We start from the raw sequence: 19,161 nt of genomic DNA, 5'->3' as shown, positions 1-19,161 counted from the left end.
ATCTTTACCCCCCAATCCCCACCCCCCCCAACCCCCCCTTATTAAGGGGGGGCATGAAGGGATCGTGTGTAGCCAGCTTTTGGAGAAATGGTATAACTAACTATCGGGTTGTCGTGTGCGATGTGAAGGGTAATTCCGAATAACCGCAACTGTGAATATTGTAGGCGATCGCATCCTCACTATAGCATTCCTATTTGAGTTACTAACAGGATTTTTTTGGGAACCGCGAAGACGCGAAGGGCGCGAAGGAAGAGGAAACAGAGAATTGTTTGTAAATCATTTAGGATTGCTATATATCGGATTAATATGTTATCCAAGCCTCAATTCTAGGATAGTAACTAACTATCGGGTTGTCGTGTGCGATGTGAAGGCGATCGCTCACTCACCGTAACTTTTTATACTATTTTTGTCAAGAGCGATACACATACATTTTGTCGAAACGTGTTCATTTGAGCCAGTGCTGCAAGTGGGTTTCCCATCGTAGACAACTGACGTTGCGTTTCTACACTTAGATTTATACCTTAAATCAGCAACGCCAGAGTACTGTCAGTGCTACAAAAGCTAATAACTTATAAATTTATTTTATAAGTAGTAATAAATTTAGCATGTAGAATTAACTTAACATGAGTGTTTCGATAATTTGAACTAAATGAGGTAGAAAATTTTGTCTGTAAGAAGACTAACCTTAGGTGGCTATGGTGTGAAACTGAGTAGAGGCATTTAAGATTGAGAAGAAGAATCAAGTGGTTAGCTTGGAAGATAATTTATTGTTATAAGCCAAAGTTTATGCATAATTTAGTTATTAGATTATTTGTTTACTGATATGAGTTTAGTTAACTAATTTAGAGGAAAAAGACAAGTTTATAACATAACTAAGATTTTTTCATTAATAAGGAAATATCAGTATGACAAATACACCACGATGGGTAATTGAAAAAATTCGTGAAGTCAAAGAAAAACAGCTTAAAAAATTAGATTTAACTTGGTATTATTTTACAGGGGATATAAAGTTAAACAAAATACCTCCGGAAATATTTGAATTAAAATGGTTAGAAGAATTAGATTTAAGTGGTAACAATATTACAGAATTACCAAATTTATTATCAAAATTTCCTAAACTTAAATTATTTGGGTTTCGCTGGGAAGACAACAAACCAGTTCCTGATTGGTTAAATCAACTACCGGAATTAAAAGTTGATTTAAGTAGATTCGGAGTAACTAACGAATTACCAAATTTTATTTTCTCACTCACCAATTTAACCGTACTCGATTTAAGCTATAATAAACTGACAATAGTACCGCAATCTGTTACCAGACTCACCAATTTAACCCAACTCGATTTAAGCAATAATAAACTGACAACAGTACCAGAATCTCTTACCAGTCTCACCAATTTAACCGAACTCGATTTAAGCTGGAATAAACTGACAACATTACCGGAATCTCTTACCAGTCTCACCAATTTAACCGAACTCGATTTAAGCTATAATCAACTGACAACATTACCGGAATCTCTTACCAGTCTCACCAATTTAACCGAACTCGATTTAAGCTATAATCAACTGACAACAGTACCGGAATCTCTTACCAATTTAACCAAACTCTATTTAAGCGGTAATCAACTGACAACAGTACCGGAATCTCTTACCAGACTCACCAATTTAACCCATCTCGATTTAAGCCGTAATCAACTGACAACAGTACCGGAAACTCTTACCAGACTCACCAATTTAACCGAACTCAATTTAAGCGAGAATCAACTGACAACAGTACCGGAAACTCTTACCAGACTCACCAATTTAACCACACTCTATTTAAGCCGTAATCAACTGACAACAGTACCGGAATCTCTTACCAGACTCACCAATTTAACCACACTCTATTTAAGCGAGAATCAACTGACAACAGTACCGGAAACTCTTACCAGACTCACCAATTTAACCGAACTCAATTTAAGCGAGAATCAACTGACAACAGTACCGGAAACTCTTACCAGACTCACCAATTTAACCACACTCTATTTAAGCCGTAATCAACTGACAACAGTACCGGAATCTCTTACCAGACTCACCAATTTAACCACACTCTATTTAAGCGGTAATCCTTTAGAAAAACCACCTCTAGAAATTGCCGAGAAAGGTATTATTGCCATCCGTGAATATTTTCAACAAATTGCAGAGGAAGGTTTAGATTATCTTTACGAAGCCAAACTACTAATTATTGGTGAAGGCGGTGCAGGTAAAACAACTTTAGCTAAAAAAATTGACAATCAAGATTATCAACTCCAAGAAGAAGATACTACTAAGGGAATTGAAGTTACTAAATGGAGTTTTCCCATTGAGAATAGCAAAGATTTCCGTGTTAGTATCTGGGATTTTGGTGGACAAGAAATTTATCATACAACACATCAGTTTTTCCTAACGAAACGTTCTTTATATCTCTTGGTTGCGGATACTCGTAAAGAAGACACTGATTTCTATTACTGGTTAAATACAGTTGAGTTATTGGCAGAAGATAGCCCACTAATAATTATTGAAAACGAAAAACAGGATCGTCGCCGTGAGATTAATGAAAATCAACTTCGAGGACAATTTAGTAATTTAAAAGAAACTGTTCGTACAAATTTAAAAGATAACCGAGGTTACAATGACATTCTTAAGTCAATTAAATATTATATTCAGTCACTACCCCATGTTGGTTCTGCATTACCAAAAACATGGGTTAAAGTACGTGAAGCACTTGAGCAAGATTCCCGAAACTATATTAGTTTGGATGAATATATTAAAGTTTGTGAACAACATGGGTTTAAGCAGCACAAGGATAAATTACAACTTAGCGGTTATCTTCATGATTTAGGAGTCTTTTTACACTTTCAAGATGATGCGTTATTAAAGAAAACAGTCATCCTTAAACCAAAATGGGGTACAACTGCTGTCTATAAACTGCTGGATAGCGACAAGGTAGCCAGCAATTTAGGTAGATTCACAAAATCAGATTTACAGGATATTTGGTGTGAAGAAGAATATATGCTCATGCATGACGAATTGTTGCGTTTAATGTGTAAATTTCGTCTTGCTTATGAAATTCCTGATAATTTAGGAAATTATGTTGCTCCGCAATTACTAAGTAACAATCAACCTGAGTACAACTGGGATGGAAAGGGTAATTTAATCCTGCGATATACGTATACATTTATGCCTAAGGGTATTATTACCCAGTTTATTGTTGTCATGCATCGACTAATTCACCAACAAAAAGAGGTTTGGAAGACAGGGGTAATTCTTAGCAAAGATGATACAAAAGCAGAAGTAATCGAATATTATGGTAAACGTGAAATTCAAATTAGAGTTACAGGTAAATACAAGCGTGATTTGATGACAAATGTCATTTACGAACTTGATAAAATTCACAGTTCATATAAAAAATTAAAATATGAAAAATTAATTCCCTGTAATTGTCCACTCTGTTATGAGAGTGAATCACCTCATTTTTATGAATATAATCTGTTAAAACGAAAATATTATCACAAAGGTAATCAAGCTACAATTGAATGTGGCAAAGAACCAGATTATAATGAAGTAAAAATTTCTGAATTAATTGATGATACTGTGTATGATAGTTATAATATACAAGAAAAACCTGAAAATATACGAGAAAAACCATTATTAGCAGAAAAAGATGACAGAATTCGTAGTTTAGAGAATATGGTTGTAACGGCGATACAACGCCCCAGTATTTGTGCAGAAACATATAATAGTCAAGGAGATACTATGTCAGATAAATCAGACACTACTTACAACTTAAACCAACCTAAATTCGGTGGTGGTTTCGCTGGTACTGGAGGAACCCAAACAGGCGGCACTCTTTATGATAATTCTTCAAACCAAAACCTAGCTGAAGCAGCAGCGCAAATTCAGGAATTACTTACACAACTAGAACAATCTTATCCTAGCAATACTACTACTGGAAAAATGGCGATCGCAACTGAAGCAATCAAACATATCGAAAGCGATCCTACTATAAAATCACGGATACTCAGTGCGCTAAAATCAGGTGGCATTCAAGCTTTAGCACAACTGCTGAATCATCCCGCTGCTAGCTTTGTGATTGGCGCTTTGGAAGACTGGCAAAAAACCGAGGATGTTTAGGTTGATAGTGAACTTGCGATCGCCTACACTACAACCAATACCAGTATGCTTGAATATCGGACTAACACGTTACACGAGCGGCAATTTCACAGTAGTAACTACCTAGCGGGTTGCCGTGTGCGATGGGAAGGGTAATCTTGAATAATCGTAACTGTGAATATTGTAGGCGATCGCCTGCACCAAGTCCTACATCGGATTACTTGGTTATCCAATTCGCAATTCTAAGATAGTAAGAAACTCATGGACGGGTTGCCGCGCCCGATGGGAAGCGCATCCTCGAACAACTGCAACCGTGAATATTGTAGGCGATCGCTCTTAGGGCAGGCAAGGGAGTGCGATCGCATCCTCACTTACATTGGGTTAATATTGTTATCCAAGTTAGGGTATTAGTGGCATTAGAGCAGATAACTGAGTTAAGAATTATTACATTAGTACTAAAAACATACTGTAAAAGTTTTCCGACAATATCTTAGGGATGAAGTACCTCAATCAGTAAACTCTAATGAACCCCACTGGGGTATTTTCCTAATGGGAACAATTTTTACAATGTGAGGTAGTACCAAGTTGAAACAAACGACACTTGATGCATTACTGGAAGCTTACGTGTAGCGAACTGCAAACAAGAACGCTTCAAACCGCAAACAAGCCAAAATTGAAACCACATTAACTGCAAATAAGAGGGGTCTTAAAACCACATTAAGTGCAGATGAAACCACATTAGGTGCAACCAAACCACATTAGGTGCAAATAAGCTGTAATGCCGAACAGCCAGGAGTTACGGCATTTTCTTGCCTGAAGCTGTCCAAATTATACGATCAAATTAGCCAAACACTTATGCCCGAATGTTGTGGTTTAATCTAGACGCTATCCGTCCAATTTAATTATAAATTAGGTTTTTGGGAGCAAGTACCACTAACCCGTTTCTTTCGCTTAGTAAAGATTCTTAAGTTTAAGACTGGAGTAATGGTGAATTTTTTTAATTTGGACAGTTTCATCCCAAAAGTACCAAAAAAGCTAAAATCTTTACTGGATAAAGATTACAGCCTATTTGCAGTTAATGTGGTTTTGTTGCAAATAATGTGGTTTCATTTGCACCTAATGTGGTTTTGAGACCCCTCTTATTTGCAGTTAATGTGGTTTCAAAAATGCCTTGTTTGCAGTTTTGACGATTTATGTTTGCAGTTTCTTACACATAAGGGTTGGAACTTACGATTGCGTCCGACTGGTTGGATCACCTCGACGCGAATGATTTCCATTGCCCGGTTTGGGGATTGAAGGAAATGAAACCCACATCCTAGCATTACTTTAACTCGACCAACTTTCGGGTCTTCGACTTCTAGAGTTTCAGTTGCCAAGGCGCCAAGTTTCCGGGTCATTGAGCTTAAACTTATGACCATGCTTACAAAGAAGGAAGAAGAAAAACATGTTGGAGGAAGAAGTTTGAAATACAATTTAAAAATGAGCGTTGTGTTCGTGCTGCCCACTTAAAAAAAAGATGTTTTTCGTTCTGGCGCAGCGCATAGAAAAACGGCGTCCAAGCTTCAATCCCACGTTTTCAAGCGTGGGTACTTTAACATGTTTTTCTTTTTCCCTCAACATCGTGAAGTGTTTTTTAATATCATCAGACCTTGGCTAAAAGTTTTTGATATTCCCGCTCTCACAGAAGGATTTTTAGAATTAATAAATTATACGAATTTATTTCGTGGCTATGTAGCTTCTGACTCTGGATAAAACAGAGTTTCAGATATTTTTGGTTATTCAGTACATATCAGCAATTACTGTATCACGCTTCTGATACTCGTTATTCATGAAGTTTTTTGTGCTTATTTTTACTTTTTAATAAGTTAAAATACTGAAAACATTGATTGAAAAAAGTTTTAGGCAAGACTTACTGATACTTGCTCGAAAGGTACTGAGGAAACATATTATTATTTAGCCAGAGTGATGGAATAGCATTAGACCGAGGTTCAAGCCACGGGCAGCGCAAGACTTTGAATATTGAGCCTTGGAGAGCCGGAAAAACGACGCTGTACCAAGGCTCAATGGGTCGGTGCCTTACCAAATCAAGTTGGGGTATCAACGATCAAATGCCAAAACACCATTTTGATTACTAATTTTTTCATCGATATTGATAGCAGTGGAAGATTCACCTCCGCGACCATCGCCGCAGACTGCTCCCAGCAGCCCGAGCACAGGGTATTTAATGGAGCGGCAAGTACGCTCAAAGCCCCCGCCACCAAGTGACCATGCTAGCCTGCCATCGCGGTTGGCAATACCGTCTGAAAGATTCAATTGGGCAGAAACCTTCTCACCGTTTGCCCTCGCGCACCGCGCCTGCAATAAAGCGCCAGTTACTCTAATCCCCTCACAAGTGCGCTTGAAACCACCTGCTAGAGCAGCATCAGGGGTGATAAGAAAAGCAGCTAGAAGCAAAAAAGCCAAAATGCAAATACTTTTTAGAGCGAGCGGAAACTTTCTTAACATGGTGAAATACCTTTGTATGTTGTTTTTTTTTGAAATTCAGCAGGGCTGAACTCCTACCTCTTATTAGATGCCAGCAAAATTAACTTATGCAGTTTACAGGAGTGAAATACTTTGATACGTCATTAAAATGAAAACTGTTCTCATTCTCGTGGATTTTGTTTCGCTGGAGGGAGGCGCAGTAAAAGCACATAAAAAAAAACACCGGGAATATCCCGGCGCTCTCTTTAGGTTTTATGGCATAGCTTGTTTCTCTGAATTTTGCAATAGATAAAAATCTTCGAGAGTTTTTCTGTAAGCTGAAGGGAGTTGGGCATTACCACTAAGACATGAGCGAATTACGAGTTGGGAAAATCCGATAGATAAGTGTAAGAAACTGCAAACATAAATCGTCAAAACTGCAAACAAGGCATTTTTGAAACCACATTAACTGCAAATAAGAGGGGTCTCAAAACCACATTAGGTGCAAATGAAACCACATTATTTGCAACAAAACCACATTAACTGCAAATAGGCTGTAATCTTTATTCAGTAAAGATTTTAGCTTTTTTGGTACTTTTGGGATGAAACTGTCCAAATTAAAAAAATTCACCATTACTCCAGTCTTAAACTTAAGAATCTTTACTAAGCGAAAGAAACGGGTTAGTGATACTTGCTCCCAAAAACCTAATTTATAATTAAATTGGACGGATAGCGTCTAGATTAAACCACAACATTCGGGCATAAGTGTTTGGCTAATTTGATCGTATAATTTGGACAGTTTCCGAGACGAAAATGCCGTAACTCCCGGCTGTTCGGCATTATAGCTTATTTGCACCTAATGTGGTTTGGTTGCACCTAATGTGGTTTCATCTGCACTTAATGTGGTTTTGAGACCCCTCTTATTTGCAGTTAATGTGGTTTCACAATCGGCTTGTTTGCGGTTTGAAGCGTTTCTGTTTGCAGTTCATTACACTTACGCACAATTACACCGAATCATAGAGAATTTATACTCAGCGTCAGAAAAAGCTTTAGAAAAAAATGATCTTGAGGATGCTAGCTTACTTGAGAGTAGAGCAGATAGACTTTATCAAGAAACTGAAAATTTAGAATTTGTGATTTCAGAATTGGAGGATGGATGAAAACCGTTGAAGAGATAAGAACTCGTGCTAAAGAACTTAGTAGGCAAGCAGTTGAATTAATGCACAAAGCAACAGAACTATGTTTGACGGATAGAGAGCAAGCCAAACAGTACAGACAACAAGCTAGAGTTGCTATGAAACGCTGTCAAGTGCTGATACAAGAGTTAAAAAGACAACAAGCTGCTTAATTTTAGGAGCTAAAATTTTCTTAAACTGGTGTAACTAGGTTACAGCAGTTTTTGTTTTAGCGATGAAAGTAAACAGGCACAGTCGCGTTAAGGTTTTTAGGAATGTATAAAAACTTTTTTCTCCCTTAGTTCCTCAAGCTCTACATCGGATTAACATGTTATCCAAGCTATAATTCCAGAATGGTAACGTGCCTAGTGGGTAGCCGCGCCCGAAGGGCGTAAGTAACGAAAATAATCGCAATCGTGACTATTGTAGGCGATCGCATACCCCAAACCCCATATCGGACTAATATTTTATCCAAGCCATTAATTATTCCAAGAATTTGGTAAATACCCTTCCCCGTCAAAACACTTTGGTGCTTTATTAGCATTGGGTAATTGAAATATTTCGTAATTAGTCTCTTCAACCCTAATCATGTAAAAAGGTTCCTTATCCTTCTCACTTCTAAGCACTGCAAATCCGCAAGCATTCATTTTAAGTGTTCTTGTTACAAACTTGGTAACTTCAACCGTCACCGGATTTTCAGGCTCATTGCCCACATTAACTACTGTCCCCGAAGGTAAGCGAAAAGTTTCCATTATTGTTGGCGTCATCTTGCCAGTTACTTTATGGCAATGAGGCATATTCATTACTGTTAAGTTGGTTGTATCTGTTGTGGTAATGCCAACTTTAATTGACATTATATTTTTAAACCTATCAGGAATCCTCACCATCCCGCATCTATTAGCTATGCCAGCATAGGGCTGCTTTACAGTTCCTGCTTTTACAGTAATCGAGCCGTCTGGCTCACCGCTAAAAATCACAATTTCCTTATCGTTTTTATCAACTGCTCTATAAATTAAAGCTCCTTTATAAGGAATAGCATATGCAGGAGCTATCAAATTAGCAACGGCGTATAATGTTAGAAAAGGTAAGAATTTCATCAGATTATAAAGGTGTGCGATCGCTTACTTTATTGACAGGGTTGAATAGTGTTTAATTTTTTAACGTATTGCGCTCCAAGTGGCTCTCGATTCTCCCACTCTGGTTTATTAGGGTTAATTGTTCCAATTTCAATCTGTGCGCTATCACCTTCCCACTTATCGTTGTAATCAATATTAGAAAATACTGCGTATCCGTCACTGCTGGGATTAGTTTCAGAGTAAATATCATCTTCTGGCGTAGCAGCGTAATGTTTTTTATTTGGTGCTAACCCAGTAACTAAAAGTTGAGAGTTGCCAATCTTGCAAAACTTTTGCCCTGATGGCGGTTGCGGCGAAGAACTGCTTCCTGAGCCGGTGCCTCCTCCTGTATTTCCGCCACTCCCAGAGCCGCTACCCGTGCCACTCCCAGAGCCGCTACCACTACCCGTGCCACTTCCAGAGCCACTCCCAGAGCCACTCCCAGAGCCGCTACCACTGCCTGTGCCACTCCCAGAGCCGCTACCTGTGCCACTTCCAGAGCCACTCCCAGTGCCAGTACCTCCACTACTGCTACCAGAGCCACTCCCAGTGCCACTACCAGTACCGCTACCAGTGCCATTACCAGTGCCAGTACCCCCGCCACTACCAGAGCCACTACCAGTACCGTTACCAGAGCCACTACCAGAGCCACTACCAGAGCCGCTATCCCATGAAGTTGAATTACCGTTAAAACTAGCAATCTCAGCACCGCTGGAGAAATTAACAGCAGGCTTTTGCTCCTCCCAAGTACTTTCAGGTATTGGGTTTATCACCACTGGCGTTGGGTAAGAAACGTATAGCACATTCTTCCGGCAAGCTATTCCTTTTCCTGGCTGCACGTTTGTAGGGTAAGCTAGTCCATTACTGATAAATGCTGCTGGTATCTCCTCACCTAGTTTAATGCTTAAAAATGCGCATCCATTGGATCTAATGTTTTTAACTTGATTATTAGATAGCAGTTTAACTGTCTGCGCACTGCTAGGCGTCACTCCTGATATCGCTACAAACTTAGTGGGAGTTAGCCAAATTTCTTTAGTTGTAACTACTTCACCTTTGCACTCTAGGCTTTCCTTCTTAGGTAAACTTCCAAAGGTAAAACCGTAGACTTTCCCTGCCTTTTCGTCGCGGATTTCAACTTTATCCCCCGTCTTGAAATCCTTTGAAGGCTTGAATTGTAGAATCCCGCATTTATTTGACATTAGTGGTTTAATGAGTGGCATTCCACTCAAATCCACTTGGTAAGGCTTATTCGCCTCAAGCCCTCTAATATAAAAGTATCCATCGCTGCGGTAGCCAATCTGAGCAAATGCAGATGTAGGTATTAATGATGCAAGTACAGTGAGTGCGATGCCTGTCGGCAAGACTTTCGTCAACGTAATCTTCTTCATAAAAGTTTATATAAAAGAAACGGCGGCTACCACCATAACCGCCGCGTTAAATCAAATATTAAGAAATATTAAGGATTCCAAGCCGCAGGTACATACCCACTGGAAACACCTTGTATAGTCCGGCAGTAAGGTGCTACCGTAGCGTCTGGAAGTGACGCTACTGTGTACTCTGTTGCGTCAACTTTAAACGTTGCTGGCAGCATTTGCCCTGATGATGCTTTTAGTACCCCAAAACCGCAGGCGTTTACTGATATTGATTTAGTTGAAGCTTGTGGTAATTCAATAGATGCAGCGGTGTTTGCTGTCTTACCTACAATAATCACTTGCCCACTTGGGGTTTTGAAATTGTTAGGGCGAGGCTCCGCAAAGCTCCCACTCACGCATGAGGGCAAAGTTTGTGTAGGAAGTGTACTCGCGTCTACAGCAGTGCCATCAACTTTCAAACCTTCAAACGAGCCAGTAGAAGGTACTGATATTTTCAGCTCACCACAAGCACCAACTATTTTGGCGGTTGGCTTACTTTGTGTTCCTAAGTTTACCTGAATCTTGCTTCCAGCGGAAGCTGAGAAAACAACTACTGTGTTTCCGTTATCCGTAGCTTTATATACACTGTTGTTATTGTATTTGATCGCGCTTGCTGGAGCTACTGAGGAACAGATACCAGCGCTAACTAATAAAAGAGAAACAATAGGTTTAATCTTCATAACTTTGACGCACTCTTGACACACTTATATGACTGAATCCATCTTAGAAAGAATTATCACTTTTTAAATTGTCGTAAATACGTATATGGCTTTGATTAAAATCAATAATTATTGTCTACTTGTGGTAGGATTAATAACTATAAATACTTTAATTGGATGTAACAATGGCGACAAACTTTTAGGAAAAAGCGAAACACTACCAGAATGGACGGTAGTTAAAGTAAGCGATGGAGATACACTGACAGTGCGCGACGCTGGAGACAATAAGATAAAAGTCCGTCTAGCCTGCATTGATGCTGACGAAACGGCGAAACCAGGTAAACCTTCACAATCAGTTTATGCGGAGCAAGCCAAGGACTATCTTCAAGAACTCTTTAACCAATCTGGTGACAAGGTTAACCTGAAAATTATCGAAAGCGATAGGTACAACCGGAAAGTCAGTGAAATTTGGATTAACTCTAGTACAGGTGAGAAGCAGCTCGTTAATGAGCTTTTGGTTACGAAGGGGCTTGCCAGAACTCATACCAGATACCTTTCAAAATGCCCTAGCGCTCAAGCTATAAAGCAAGCTGAGGAACAAGCTAAGGTACAAAAAATAGGGATATGGAGTGATTCAAGCTCCATATCCCCGTGGGAATTTAGAAAGAAATATCAGAATAGGGGAAGTTGAGTATAATTAGCGTCAGTCTTCCCAAGCTCTTTTAAAATCTTTTGCCAGCGTTGCTTACTGTAAAATGGTTGTGATTTGTACCATTGAAGTGGATCGTGATTTAACTTACTAGTATTACAGCGAATACAAGCAGGAACAATATTTCCTAAGCAATCTGGTCCACCTTTAGTAATAGGTATAAAATGGTCAATGGTAAGCTTTTCCTTACAACCACAGTAAGCGCAGGAGTTTTCAAATCTTGCTAAAGCTTCGGTTTTTTGGTAGGGATAGGCATGACAGCTAGCTTTTCTTATCCTTCGATTATTTGCTTTAATGAAGAATTTAATTTTGTTGCGGTAATAGTAATCCTTAGCTGATTCTAGAATAGCTTCGTGATTTTCTTCACGGTATCGTTTTCCTCTTTCTTTTGTTTTTTCCTTAGTTTGTTCTCGGTAAACTTTACGATCTTCTCTTAATCTCTCACGATTTTTTTCGTACCAAGGTTTTCCGTATGCAGCATATTGCTTTTTGGAATGTTCTTTATTTCCCTTATTTCTTCGATTATGCAAATCAGCACATACAGCGCATCTGTTGCTACCAGACTTTATACGAATTCTTAAGCTCTTACCCGTATTTTCCCAATTATGGTTATGACGGCAGAGATTACCCAGAAAATGTTTTTCTGGATTGAATATAATATTCATGTTGACCTCTATTTGGAGTTGACAAGCGATCGCTCTCTGGGTCCAATCAGTTGCGATCGCTTAAATTTAATATACCAGTATTTTTTAGTAATGTGTATAAGCTAAAGTATAATTATTTGTAAAGTTAGCTTGTATATACTACTTAGGATTATGCCTAAAAAAGGACAGAAAAGTATCCGTGGCATAGGGGATCTGTACAACACCCCTAAGAAGCGATTTAATATTATGCTTACTGAGGAAGCACGTCATCTCTTAGATGAAAAAGCTAAGGCTTTAGGGCTAAGTTTAAGCGAGTATTTGGAGCAATTAGCCAGAGGCACTTTGCAGCCCACACAGCAGTAGAAAAGGTATCTATACCAGGTGCGAATCAATAGAGTAGGAGTGTGGGGGAGGAGCGATGCTTTATGACAAGGCGATTGCCAATTCCCAACAGAAAACCCAAACACATAGGCAAGGCGGCTGTGTGGCACACACATGTTTCACCTTGGAAACAGTTACCGCATGACGGCTTAAGGTAGCGTAAGCACGAACTACCAAGCTATCTTTGACAAGCACACTTGCGATAAAATTAATGAAGTGGTTTAATAAGAAACAGTAGTCTGAAGCAATACTACTGAGTAATAGTGAAATTGTGTGTGGTATAGTACAGCACCCAGTAACTCAACGGTGGCAAACTTGAATATCGTTTTATGGGACTGATATTGGTTGTTTAACAGCACATTACAAACGTGAGGATGCTGATGGTATAGCACGGCGGATAGTCATAGCGTGGAAATCTGGCATGGAAAACCAAGACCAGGTGACGGCATTTTTCAAGTCCCTCCCCTCTGATGATATACCAGATCCACTGCCGCAAGATGTTGTGATGAGGTTGAGTAGGAAGATTAGGAAAAAGTGGGTGGGGAGCGATCGCTACAATCGCCAAGTTGCTGAAGTCTTTACAATGCTTAAAGGGGGAGAAAAATCTCTTAATGAAGAACAGTTAAGTACCGGGTACGCTTACTTATATCGAGCGTACAGTGGAAAATGCCCAAACAATATCGCCTTTGAAAACGCTGAGGCATTAGCACAGCAAAAGCGATTGGGGGTGTGGGCTAACGCAGGGCTGGAAAAGCCTTGGGATTACAGGAAGCGCTTAAGAGAAAAATCGGACTAGGGGGTTGAGCAACTGGTAATATCAGCAGTGTAAGGAACTATCGGGCTGCCGTAGGTGATACATGAGTAAGTAATTGTGGAGGCGATCGCCACTAAAGCCGCTTTAGATGACAAAATACAAGCATAGTGCCAAAGCGATCGCTTACAGCAATGCCCCTTGTGCTTACGCTAGTAATGGTGATTATATTTCTCGCACGGCTCAAAGAGAATGAGGCATAATGAACGAAGCTGAAACCTGTGCTGAATTTATTGGTTAACAACTGCTGAAGTTTGACTTATGCTGATCCAAAAGATTGTACAAGAACTGCAAGACATCCCTGAAGACAAACTTGCAGAACTTTATGACCTAATTCACTATTTTCGACTAGGTTTAAATCAAGAACGTACACAACCCCGCACCCCTGGTTTATTGAAAGGACAACTCAGTGATGCTTTCTTTGAACCACTACCAGAAGAGGAACTCCAGCGATGGGAATGAGTTATCTCATCGATACCCATATTTTTCTATGGTGGCTCTTTGACGATCCAAAACTCCACACTGATTGCCGAGACATTATTCGCAACCCAGCTTATCGCATTTTTGTCAGCAGTGCTTCAGCTTGGGAAATTGCTACTAAATACCGCATCGGTAAATTACCCGAAGCCAAACAACTCGTTGAGCAATATTCACAGATATTGCATGAGGCTAAATTTAACGAACTTGCTATCACCACAGCTCATGCGCTTAGAGCAGGGAGCTTACCAATTGCTCATCGAGATCCTTTTGATCGTATGATCATGGCTCAGGCTGAACTCGAAAACTTGCCTGTTATCACCTACGACGCAGCTTTCCAAACTGGACTAATTCAGGTAATTGCCAATTCCTTCTTTTTGTAAGGAACTATCCGGCTGCCGTAGCTTATCGCAATTGTGGGGGCGATCGCCACTCTACCGCTTTAGATGACGGTTGTCAAAAATCGGATAAGAATGGTTAAACGACTGATAGATCCTCATGAATAGATGGTGGTCAGGTTGCCGTAGCCGATAGCGACTGTGAAGGTAATTGCTCTTTGAGTAGTGTGCGGAGTGCGTCGCTATTTTTCCGCATTGGTGATTTTTAATGGATGAGGTAGCTTGCGTTACTGGGCAGAATCTTTTTCCAATATTTCAGAAAATGGTATTTTAAATCTGTATCAGTACATGTAAACATATATTAATAGTATTGTGAAAAAAATCCTAGTCCTTTGCGCAAATCCCAAGGACACAAATGAGTTACGCCTAGATGAAGAGGTGCGAGAAATTCAGGCGGCACTGAAACGAGCAAACAACCGCTCTGTTTTTGAAATCGTCATTCAACTAGCAATACGGGTTGAGGATTTGCGTCGGGCGCTCTTGGATTATCAGCCGACGATTGTTCACTTTTGCGGGCATGGCTCGGGAAGTAATGGCTTAGCTTTGGAGAATAATTCTGGGCAAACACAACTGGTGAGTACAGAATCTTTGGCAAGGCTATTTAAGTCGTTTCAAGAGCAAGTTGAGTGCGTTGTACTCAATGCCTGCTATAGCGAAGTTCAAGCGGTGGCAATTCACCAACATATTGATTGTGTGGTGGGAATGAATCAAGCGATTGGGGATAGGGCGGCAATTGAGTTTGCTGTTGGCTTTTATGATGTTTTGGGTGCTGGTGGCTCTTACTCGGATTGTTTTGAAATTGGCTGTGCTTCTATGGATTTGGAAGGAATTCCAGAGTCTTTAACCCCCGTCATCAAAATTAGACGGCGTTTTTCTCAGACAGAACAACAAAAAAATTCAGCACAGACATTGCCGATGAAATCTTTAGATAGAGATGATGATATCACTAAAGATAACAGGGGCGGACAAAACCGCTCAATTTCTGTTGGCGGCAGTGTCACTGGTAGTGCAATGACAACGGGTGATAGCAATGTTACCGAAATACATTACCAAGCGGTGATACCCGCACCAGAAAATGTCAATATACGAACGGAACTTAATGCCCTGCGCGAGGTACTGGCAAAGCTGTCAAGTTCAGATAGTCGCAAAATTGATAATGCTTTTGCTGATGCTGAAGAAGAATTAAACAAACCACAGCCAGATAAAAATGAGGTGGGTAAAGCATTAGACAGAGCTTTTGACTATGCCAAAAAGACTGAGGGGTTTGTTAGTGTGATTGAAAAACTTAAACCCCATTTAACTAAGACAGTAGCTTGGTTGGGCGAGAATTGGTACAAGCTACTGAATGTCGTTGGTTTGACAGTTTGACACTCTTTAATTAGTTGTGAGGCAGAATCCATGAGCAACAGTGAGCTTCAAGGTGATAATCGCAGCATCACAATTGAAAAGGATGTTATCAGTAGTGCTGTTATTTCCGGAACTGGAAATAAAGTTATTATCTACCAATACCAACGAGAGTCTCAGGTTCAATCCGAGACAACTGTTTACTCAACAGAAATCGGTTCCAATCCTTATAAAGGGCTACTGGCATTTCTTGAGGAAGATGGCGAGTACTATTTTGGGCGAGAAAAACAAATTGAAAAGTTGTGGAATTTGTTTCGGGATCTTCATGAAGACATTAGTCAAGAAGTGCCGCGCTTATTGCCTATTATAGGACCATCAGGTTCTGGTAAATCATCCCTAGCGCGTGCAGGTTTAATTCCCGAATTAGCACGAAAACCTCTACCAGGTAAAAGCCAAGCGCGTGTGGCTGTACTTGTTCCTGGTACTCATCCTGTGGAAGCATTAGCTGCAGTGCTGGCGCGTGTGGCAACTAACGATCCAATCCCTGTGGCTAAAACTAGGGAGTTTGCAGAAGAATTAAAACAAAATAGCAGTACGACTACTGATACTATTATTTATGATGGCTTGCGGCGCATTGCTAACTTACTACCGGAGATTGCTGTATCACCGTTAATAGTGTTGGTAGATCAATTTGAAGAAGTTTACTCACTTTGCGATGATCCGACTGAGCGCCAAATATTTATTGAGAACTTAATTGTAGCAGCAGGCGATCGTTCTGGTTGTGTATCAGTGATTATAACTTTGCGCAGTGACTTTCTGGGCGAAACTCAACGACATCCAGCGCTAAATCAAGTGATTGGCAAACATGGTGTAATTGTCCCAGCGATGAGTGAAGATGAACTAAGGCTAGCAATTACTAAACCAGCAGAATTAGCAGGACATCCGTTGGATGAAGCTACAGTTACCCTATTACTTAAGGATACACTTGGACGGGAAGGAGCATTACCCTTACTCCAGTTTGCCTTAACTCGCATTTGGGAAGGACTAAAAAAAGGTGTTGAACCTGTTAAGACACTAGAACAAATTGGCGGTGTAGGGGGAGCATTAGCAGATGAAGCGCAACGCATTTTTGACAACCTCAGTGACTCAGAAAAGAAAATTGCCCGTCGCGTATTTCTGGGATTAGTGCAACTGGGAGAAGGAGCTAGTGACACCCGTCGCCGTGCCAATATTGATAGTTTGGTAAGTTACAAAGAACAACCAGAATATGTCAAAAAAGTGATTGACAGATTTGCTCATCCTGGCGTGCGATTAATCACCCTCAACTCTAACCTAAAAGGAACAGAAACGGCTGAAGTTACCCACGAAGCATTATTTGGCAACTGGAAGCAGATGAAAGAATGGTTAGACAGTAGCCGCAGCGATATTCGCTTTCAACGCCGTTTGGATGAAGCAGCGACAGTTTGGGATGAAAATGAGCGCCCGGAAGGAAACCTTTGGCGTCCTCCTGATTTAGACTTATTGAAGAAATATTACGAACACAAGAGCGATCATATCACGCCACTGCAAGTGGAATTTTTTCATGCTTCTGTAAACGCAGAAGAAGCTAGAAAGCAAGCTGTTATAAAAGCCGAAGAAGAACGAAAACGGCAGCGACAAAACTTGATTCGCGTTTTAAGTACAAGTTTATTTTTCATGACAACAATAGCCGGGTTTGCAGCTTATCAGTGGCAAAGTGCAGAAAGAAGGGGGATAGAACAAGCTGCTTCAATAGCCAAAGGTTCGTTATCAGCAAATCCCTTAACAAGTTTGGTGACTGCAATTAGTCTTGTAGGGCAAAGCCGTTTACCTTTGTTTAGTTTCCCCAATCAATCACTACCTCCATCAGTACAAGACAGCTTATTCAGTGCAGTTCAAAATAGTAGGGAAAAAAATATTTTCCGAGGTCATCAGGGTTCCGTAATGTTAGTAGCAATAAGCACAGATAGCCAGACAATTGTCAGTGGTGGTTCAGATAGCACAGTGCTGTTGTGGGATAGTAAAGGCAAGCAAGTCGCTACCTTCGGAGGTCATCAGGTTTACGTATCATCAGTAGTAATAAGCACAAATAGCCAGACAATTGTCAGTGGTGGTGGTGATGGCACAGTGCGGTTGTGGGATAGTAAAGGCAAGCAAGTCGCTACCTTCGGAGGTCATCAGGGTTCCGTAAAATCGGTAGCAATAAGCACAGATAAGCAGACAATTGTCAGTGGTGGTGAAGATGGCACTGTGCGGTTGTGGGATAGTAAAGGCAAGCAAGTCGCTACCTTCGGAGATCATCAGGGTGGCGTATCATCAGTAGCAATAAGCACAGATAAACAGACAATTGTCAGTGGTGGTGAAGATGGCACTGTGCGGTTGTGGGATAATAAAGGCAAGCAAGTCGCTACCTTAGGAGGTCATCAGGGTGTCGTAAGATCGGTAGCAATAAGCACAGATAAGCAGACAATTGTCAGTGGTGGTGAAGATGGCACTGTGCGGTTGTGGGATAATAAAGGCAAGCAAGTCGCTACCTTAGGAGGTCATCAGGGTTACGTAATGTCAGTAGCAATAAGCACAGATAGGCAGACAATTGTCAGTGGTGGTTTAGATGGCACAGTGCGGTTGTGGGATAGTAAAGGCAAGCAAGTCGCTACCTTAGGAGGTCATCAGGGTTACGTAATGTTAGTAGCAATAAGCACAGATAGCCAGACAATTGTCAGTGGTGGTGATGATGGCACAGTGCGGTTGTGGGATAGTAAAGGCAAGCAAGTCGCTACCTTCGGAGGTGATCTGGGTTCCGTATCATCAGTAGCAATAAGCACAGACAAGCAGACAATTGTCAGTGGTGGTTTAGATGGCACAGTACGGTTGTGGGATAGTAAAGGCAAGCAAGTCGCTACCTTCGGAGGTCATCAGGGTTCCGTATCATCAGTAGCAATAAGCACAGACAAGCAGACAATTGTCAGCGGTGGTGAAGATGGCACAGTGCGGTTGTGGGATAGTAAAGGCAAGCAAGTCGCTACCTTCGGAGGTCATCAGGGTGTCGTAAGATCGGTAGCAATAAGCACAGATAAGCAGACAATTGTCAGTGGTGGTGAAGATGGCACAGTGCGGTTGTGGGATAGCAAAGGCAAGCAAGTCGCTACCTTCAGAGGTGATTCGGGTTCCGTATTTTCAGTAGCAATAAGCATAGATAAACAGACAATTGTCAGTGGTGGTTCAGATGGTACAGTGCGGTTGTGGGATAGCAAAAGCAAGCAAGTCACTACCTTCAGAGGTGATTCGGGTTCCGTATTATCAGTAGCAATAAGCATAGATAAACAGACAATTGTCAGTGGTGGTTCAGATGGCACAGTGCGGTTGTGGGATAGTAAAGGCAAGCAAGTCGCTACCTTAGGAGGTCATCAGGGTTACGTAATGTCTAG

General features: G+C 40.7%; 18 protein-coding genes. 12 read left to right on the top strand and 6 right to left on the bottom strand.

The window, feature by feature from the left end; all coding sequences use genetic code 11:
- Positions 1-151 precede the first annotated feature (151 nt).
- The 3 genes from ICL16_RS43165 to ICL16_RS43155 all read left to right on the top strand — a co-directional run bounded on the left by ICL16_RS43165 (position 152) and on the right by ICL16_RS43155 (position 4,538).
- On the top strand, positions 152-391 hold the full coding sequence (locus ICL16_RS43165; protein ID WP_190838643.1) for a hypothetical protein: 240 nt from the start codon (positions 152-154) through the stop codon (positions 389-391).
- Positions 392-905: 514 nt separating this feature from the next.
- Positions 906-4,148 (top strand): leucine-rich repeat domain-containing protein, encoded by a 3,243-nt coding sequence (locus ICL16_RS43160; RefSeq protein WP_190838641.1) that lies wholly within the window; start codon positions 906-908, stop codon positions 4,146-4,148.
- A 240-nt stretch (positions 4,149-4,388) separates the two neighbouring features.
- On the top strand, positions 4,389-4,538 hold the full coding sequence (locus ICL16_RS43155; protein WP_190838639.1) for a hypothetical protein: 150 nt from the start codon (positions 4,389-4,391) through the stop codon (positions 4,536-4,538).
- Positions 4,539-5,287: 749 nt separating this feature from the next.
- On the opposite strand, the gene ICL16_RS43150 is transcribed toward ICL16_RS43155, so the two are convergent.
- Positions 5,288-5,524 (bottom strand): hypothetical protein, encoded by a 237-nt coding sequence (locus ICL16_RS43150; protein ID WP_190838637.1) that lies wholly within the window; start codon positions 5,522-5,524, stop codon positions 5,288-5,290.
- Positions 5,525-6,224: 700 nt separating this feature from the next.
- On the bottom strand, positions 6,225-6,632 hold the full coding sequence (locus ICL16_RS43145; RefSeq protein WP_190838635.1) for a mannose-binding lectin: 408 nt from the start codon (positions 6,630-6,632) through the stop codon (positions 6,225-6,227).
- An 824-nt stretch (positions 6,633-7,456) separates the two neighbouring features.
- On the opposite strand from ICL16_RS43145, the gene ICL16_RS46560 reads away from it, so the two are divergent.
- Positions 7,457-7,750, top strand: coding sequence for a hypothetical protein (locus ICL16_RS46560; protein ID WP_238361208.1), 294 nt, complete (start codon positions 7,457-7,459; stop codon positions 7,748-7,750).
- Positions 7,747-7,938 (top strand): hypothetical protein, encoded by a 192-nt coding sequence (locus ICL16_RS43135; protein WP_190838633.1) that lies wholly within the window; start codon positions 7,747-7,749, stop codon positions 7,936-7,938. Before ICL16_RS46560 ends, ICL16_RS43135 begins: the two co-directional genes overlap by 4 nt.
- Positions 7,939-8,244: 306 nt before the next feature.
- Here the strand turns inward: ICL16_RS43135 and ICL16_RS43130 are convergent, their stop codons facing one another.
- The 3 genes from ICL16_RS43130 to ICL16_RS43120 all read right to left on the bottom strand — a co-directional run bounded on the left by ICL16_RS43130 (position 8,245) and on the right by ICL16_RS43120 (position 10,972).
- Complete coding sequence (locus tag ICL16_RS43130; RefSeq protein ID WP_190838631.1) at positions 8,245-8,862, bottom strand: hypothetical protein; 618 nt, start codon at positions 8,860-8,862, stop codon at positions 8,245-8,247.
- Between the two features lie 29 nt (positions 8,863-8,891).
- On the bottom strand, positions 8,892-10,268 hold the full coding sequence (locus ICL16_RS43125; protein WP_190838629.1) for a hypothetical protein: 1,377 nt from the start codon (positions 10,266-10,268) through the stop codon (positions 8,892-8,894).
- A gap of 68 nt (positions 10,269-10,336) precedes the next feature.
- On the bottom strand, positions 10,337-10,972 hold the full coding sequence (locus tag ICL16_RS43120) for a hypothetical protein (protein WP_202895991.1): 636 nt from the start codon (positions 10,970-10,972) through the stop codon (positions 10,337-10,339).
- A gap of 85 nt (positions 10,973-11,057) precedes the next feature.
- On the opposite strand from ICL16_RS43120, the gene ICL16_RS43115 reads away from it, so the two are divergent.
- Positions 11,058-11,642 (top strand): thermonuclease family protein, encoded by a 585-nt coding sequence (locus tag ICL16_RS43115; protein ID WP_190838627.1) that lies wholly within the window; start codon positions 11,058-11,060, stop codon positions 11,640-11,642.
- On the opposite strand, the gene ICL16_RS43110 is transcribed toward ICL16_RS43115, so the two are convergent.
- Entirely contained in the window at positions 11,624-12,325 is a 702-nt protein-coding gene (locus ICL16_RS43110) for an HNH endonuclease (RefSeq protein ID WP_190838625.1), read from the bottom strand. The two genes, ICL16_RS43115 and ICL16_RS43110, sit on opposite strands and share 19 nt — an antisense overlap.
- A 150-nt stretch (positions 12,326-12,475) precedes the next feature.
- Between ICL16_RS43110 and ICL16_RS43105 the strand changes: the two genes are divergently transcribed.
- The 6 genes from ICL16_RS43105 to ICL16_RS43080 all read left to right on the top strand — a co-directional run.
- Complete coding sequence (locus ICL16_RS43105) at positions 12,476-12,667, top strand: plasmid mobilization protein (protein ID WP_190838623.1); 192 nt, start codon at positions 12,476-12,478, stop codon at positions 12,665-12,667.
- 439 nt (positions 12,668-13,106) lie between these two features.
- Positions 13,107-13,481, top strand: a complete 375-nt coding sequence (locus tag ICL16_RS43100) for a thermonuclease family protein (protein ID WP_190838621.1) — start codon at positions 13,107-13,109, stop codon at positions 13,479-13,481.
- Positions 13,482-13,757: 276 nt separating this feature from the next.
- A complete protein-coding gene (locus ICL16_RS43095; RefSeq protein ID WP_190838619.1) occupies positions 13,758-13,958 on the top strand; it encodes a hypothetical protein in 201 nt (66 codons plus the stop codon).
- A complete protein-coding gene (locus tag ICL16_RS43090) occupies positions 13,949-14,356 on the top strand; it encodes a type II toxin-antitoxin system VapC family toxin (protein WP_190838617.1) in 408 nt (135 codons plus the stop codon). Before ICL16_RS43095 ends, ICL16_RS43090 begins: the two co-directional genes overlap by 10 nt.
- Before the next feature lie 327 nt (positions 14,357-14,683).
- Positions 14,684-15,739, top strand: coding sequence for a CHAT domain-containing protein (locus ICL16_RS43085; RefSeq protein ID WP_190838616.1), 1,056 nt, complete (start codon positions 14,684-14,686; stop codon positions 15,737-15,739).
- Between the two features lie 30 nt (positions 15,740-15,769).
- Positions 15,770-19,161 (top strand): nSTAND1 domain-containing NTPase (locus ICL16_RS43080; protein WP_190838614.1); only part of this gene is annotated, 3,392 nt, incomplete at its 3' end.

It is taken from the genome of Iningainema tapete BLCC-T55 (genome assembly GCF_014698965.1).
Lineage (GTDB): Bacteria > Cyanobacteriota > Cyanobacteriia > Cyanobacteriales > Nostocaceae > Iningainema > Iningainema tapete.
The sequence above is the reverse complement of the archived record's forward strand: the minus strand, read 5'-3'. Positions and strand labels throughout refer to the sequence as shown.